Source organism: Pseudomonas sp. TJI-51 (genome assembly GCF_000190455.2).
Classification (GTDB): domain Bacteria; phylum Pseudomonadota; class Gammaproteobacteria; order Pseudomonadales; family Pseudomonadaceae; genus Aquipseudomonas; species Aquipseudomonas juntendi.
The window spans coordinates 1-4,585 of the sequence record NZ_AEWE02000201.1 but is presented as its reverse complement, the minus strand read 5'-3'; the positions used below and the strand labels follow the sequence as shown (position 1 = coordinate 4,585).

Genomic DNA, 4,585 nt, shown 5'->3' with positions numbered 1-4,585 from the left:
AAGGCGATCCCTGTGGGAGCTGGCTCGCTGGCGATGAAGCAAACACCAATCCACCTGACATTCCGCTTACCCAAGCCCCCACCGCTCTGGTAAAATGCGCCGCCTCAAACGTCTGCAGGCAGCACCGTGGCATTTACCCTGGTTGATTGGGCGATCATCGCGATCATCGCCGTCTCCACACTGATCAGTCTCAAGCGCGGCTTCGTCAAGGAAGCCTTGTCCTTGCTCATCTGGATCATTGCCGGTGCGGTTGCCTGGATGTTCGGCGGTTCGCTCTCGGTGTATCTTGAAAGCTACATCCAGACACCATCGATGCGCGTCATCGCCGGCTGCGCCATTCTTTTCGTCGCCACCTTGCTGGTGGGGGCCATGGTCAACTTCCTGGTCGGCGAGCTGATCCGCGTGACCGGGCTGTCCGGCACCGATCGCTTCCTGGGCATGGTCTTCGGCGCCGCGCGCGGGGCCTTGCTGGTAGTGGTGGCCATCGGCCTGATCAGCCTGGGGCCGGTTCAACAGGACACCTGGTGGCAGGAATCGCGCCTGATACCACAATTTCTTCTGGTCGCCGACTGGTCGAAAAACCTGATTCTGGGTTTCGCCGGCCAGTGGTCGCCCGGTGGTCTGATCAGCGCTCCGGCTGATCTTCCGTTCAAGGAACAGTTGCTCGGGCCAGCTAAGCCCTGAGCGCTATTCACTCAAGTTTCATCAAAGTAGGGGTTGCGTCGCATGTGTGGCATCGTCGGTATCGTCGGTAAGTCGAACGTCAATCAGGCGCTGTATGACGCGCTTACGGTCCTCCAGCACCGCGGCCAGGACGCTGCCGGTATCGTGACCAGCCATGACGGCCGGTTGTTCCTGCGCAAGGATAATGGCCTGGTGCGCGACGTGTTCCAGCAGCGCCACATGCAGCGCCTGGTGGGCAACATCGGCATCGGCCATGTGCGCTACCCGACCGCGGGCAGCTCGACCTCGGCCGAGGCCCAGCCGTTCTACGTCAACTCCCCGTATGGCATCACCCTGGCGCATAACGGCAACCTGACCAACGTCGAACAGTTGGCCAAGGAGATCTACGAGTCCGATCTGCGCCACGTCAACACCAACTCCGACTCGGAAGTGCTGCTCAACGTGTTCGCCCACGAGCTGGCGGTGCGCGGCAAACTGCAGCCGACCGAAGAAGACGTGTTCGCTGCCGTTTCCCACGTGCACAGCCGCTGTGTGGGTGGCTACGCCGTGGTGGCAATGATCACCGGCTACGGTATCGTCGGCTTCCGTGACCCGCACGGCATTCGCCCGGTGGTGTTCGGCCAGCGTCACACCGACGAAGGCGTGGAATACATGATCGCCTCCGAAAGCGTCGCCCTGGACGTGCTCGGTTTCACCCTGATCCGCGACCTGGCACCTGGCGAAGCGGTGTACATCACCGAAGAAGGCCAGCTGTTCACCAAGCAGTGCGCCGAAGCGCCGAAGCTGCAACCGTGCATCTTCGAGCATGTCTACCTGGCCCGCCCAGACTCGATCATCGACGGTGTGTCGGTGTACAAGGCGCGCCTGCGCATGGGTGAAAAGCTCGCCGACAAGATCATGCGCGAGCGCCCCGATCACGACATCGACGTGGTCATCCCGATTCCCGACACCAGCCGCACCGCCGCCCTGGAGCTGGCCAACCGCCTGGGTGTCAAGTTCCGCGAAGGCTTCGTCAAGAACCGTTACATCGGCCGTACCTTCATCATGCCCGGCCAGGCGGCGCGCAAGAAGTCGGTGCGCCAGAAGCTCAACGCCATCGAGCTGGAATTCCGTGGCAAGAACGTGATGCTGGTGGACGATTCGATCGTGCGCGGTACCACGTGCAAGCAGATCATCCAGATGGCCCGCGAAGCCGGCGCCAAGAATGTCTACTTCTGCTCGGCAGCCCCGGCAGTGCGCTTCCCCAACGTCTACGGCATCGACATGCCGAGCGTGCACGAACTGATCGCCCACAACCGCACCACCGAACAGGTGGGTGAGTTGATTGGCGCCGACTGGCTGGTCTATCAGGACCTGCCGGACCTGATCGACTCGGTCGGCGGCGGCAAGATCAAGATCGAGCACTTCGACTGCGCGGTGTTCAACGGTGAGTATGTCACCGGCGATATCGACGAAGCCTACCTCGACCGCATCGAGCAGGCCCGTAACGACCTGGCCAAGGTCAAGAACCAGGCGGTCAGCGCGATCATCGACCTCTACAACAACTGATTCAGGGAGCGACGGCATGACGGATCAATGGGATGCCGGGCGACTGGACAGCGACCTCGAGGGTGTCGGTTTCGACACCCTGGCGGTGCGCGCTGGCCAAAGCCGTACACCGGAAGGCGAGCACAGCGAAGCGCTGTTCCTGACCTCCAGCTATGTGTTCCGCACGGCGGCCGACGCCGCTGCGCGTTTCGCCGGCGAAACGCCAGGCAACGTCTATTCGCGTTACACCAACCCGTCGGTGCGTGTCTTCGAAGAGCGGCTGGCAGCGATGGAAGGCGCCGAGCAGGCCGTGGGCACCTCCACCGGCATGGCGGCGCTGCTTGCGGTGGTCATGTCGTTGTGCAGTGGCGGTGACCATGTGCTGGTGTCGCAGAGCGTATTTGGCTCGACCATCAGCCTGTTCGAGAAGTACTTCAAGCGCTTCGGCCTGCAGGTGGACTACGTGCCGCTGGCCGACCTCGCGGGCTGGGAAAAGGCCATCAAGGCCAATACCAAGCTGCTGATCGTCGAATCGCCGTCCAACCCGCTGGCCGAACTGGTCGATATCACTGCCCTCAGTGAAATCGCCCATGCCCATGGCGCCATGCTGGTCGTCGACAACTGCTTCAGCACCCCGGCACTGCAGCAACCGTTGAAGCTGGGTGCCGATATCGTGTTCCACTCGGCGACCAAGTTCATCGACGGCCAGGGGCGTTGCATGGGCGGCGCAGTGGCCGGCCGAGCCGAGCAGATGAAAGAGGTGGTGGGCTTCCTGCGTACCGCAGGCCCGACCCTCAGCCCGTTCAATGCCTGGATCTTCACCAAGGGCCTGGAAACCTTGCGGTTGCGCATGCGTGCGCATTGCGAAAGTGCCCAGGCCCTGGCTGAGTGGCTGGAGCGACAGGACGGCGTGGAGAAGGTGCATTACGCCGGCTTGCCAAGCCACCCCCAGCACGCCCTGGCCAAGCGCCAGATGAGTGGCTTTGGTGCAGTGGTCAGCTTCGAGGTCAAGGGCGGCAAAGAGGGCGCCTGGCGCTTCATCGACGCCACTCGGGTGATTTCCATCACCACCAACCTGGGCGACAGCAAGACCACCATCGCCCACCCGGCCACCACGTCCCACGGCCGCCTGTCGCCGCAGGAGCGTGAGGCTGCAGGTATTCGCGACAGCCTGATCCGCGTTGCGGTGGGCCTGGAAGACGTGGCAGACCTGCAGGCCGACCTGGCGCGTGGGTTGGCCGCGCTGTGATGCAGATTGGCGGCAGCACCCCGGGCCACAACGGCCGGGTAGCACTGGTGACCGGTGCCGCGCGCGGCATCGGCCTGGGCATTGCCGCCTGGTTGATCTGCGAGGGTTGGCAGGTGGTGCTCAGCGACCTAGACCGGCAGCGGGGTGCCAAGGTGGCCAAGGCCCTGGGTGACAATGCCTGGTTCATCACCATGGACGTTGCCGACGAAGCCCAGGTCAGTACCGGGGTGTCCGAGGTGCTCGGGCAATTTGGCCGCCTAGATGCACTGGTGTGCAATGCAGCGATCGCCAACCCGCACAACCAGACCTTGGAAAGCCTGAGCCTGGCGCAGTGGAACCGGGTGCTGGCGGTGAACCTGAATGGCCCGATGCTGCTGGCCAAGCATTGTGCGCCGTACCTGCGTGCGCACAACGGGGCGATCGTCAACCTCACCTCCACCCGGGCGCGGCAGTCCGAGCCCGATACCGAGGCCTACGCGGCGAGCAAGGGCGGCCTGGTGGCCTTGACCCATGCGCTGGCGATAAGTTTGGGCCCGGAGATCCGCGTCAATGCGGTGAGCCCAGGCTGGATCGATGCCCGTGACCCGGCGCAGCGCCGTGCCGAGCCATTGAGCGAAGCCGACCACGCCCAGCACCCGACGGGCAGGGTAGGGACCGTGGAGGATGTGGCTGCCATGGTTGCCTGGTTGCTGTCACGGCAGGCGGCGTTCGTCACTGGCCAGGAGTTCGTGGTCGATGGCGGCATGACACGCAAGATGATCTACACCTGAGCTGCAAGCTTCAAGCTTCAAGCTTCAAGCTTCAAGCTTCAAGCTTCAAGCTCCAAGCTGCAAGAGGGGACCGCAAGGTTCCTTCGTCATTTGTAGGGTTCAGAAATTCATCAAGCGACCCCAAGCTTCTTCTTGCCACTTGCCACTTGCCACTTGCCACTTGCCACTTGCCACTTGCCACTTCTTCGAAAAAAATCCAACGGGGCTATTGACTTAGCTTCGCCACCTGCGTAAATTTCGCGGCCTCAGCGAAGCAAACGCAACAAGTAACATCGCGAGGGTGATTAGCTCAGCCGGGAGAGCATCTGCCTTACAAGCAGAGGGTCGGCGGTTCGATCCCGTCATCACCCACCAC

The 4,585-nt window shown here is 62.7% G+C and carries 4 protein-coding genes and 1 tRNA gene; all 5 read left to right on the top strand.

Going from position 1 to position 4,585, the window contains the following annotated elements; all coding sequences use genetic code 11:
- The first annotated feature begins 126 nt into the window (after positions 1 to 126).
- The 5 genes from G1E_RS26935 (at position 127) to G1E_RS26915 (ending at position 4,584) form a co-directional block, all read left to right on the top strand.
- Positions 127 to 684, top strand: coding sequence for a CvpA family protein (locus G1E_RS26935; protein ID WP_009683776.1), 558 nt, complete (start codon positions 127 to 129; stop codon positions 682 to 684).
- A 42-nt stretch (positions 685 to 726) separates the two neighbouring features.
- A complete protein-coding gene (gene purF / locus G1E_RS26930) occupies positions 727 to 2,232 on the top strand; it encodes an amidophosphoribosyltransferase (protein WP_009683775.1) in 1,506 nt (501 codons plus the stop codon).
- A gap of 16 nt (positions 2,233 to 2,248) precedes the next feature.
- The gene (locus G1E_RS26925) at positions 2,249 to 3,460 is read left to right on the top strand and encodes an O-succinylhomoserine sulfhydrylase (RefSeq protein ID WP_009683774.1); all 1,212 of its coding nucleotides are present in this window, start codon (positions 2,249 to 2,251) and stop codon (positions 3,458 to 3,460) included.
- Positions 3,460 to 4,230, top strand: coding sequence for an SDR family oxidoreductase (locus tag G1E_RS26920; RefSeq protein WP_009683773.1), 771 nt, complete (start codon positions 3,460 to 3,462; stop codon positions 4,228 to 4,230). Before G1E_RS26925 ends, G1E_RS26920 begins: the two co-directional genes overlap by 1 nt.
- A gap of 278 nt (positions 4,231 to 4,508) precedes the next feature.
- Positions 4,509 to 4,584 (top strand) — tRNA-Val (locus tag G1E_RS26915).
- Position 4,585: the final 1 nt, after the last annotated feature.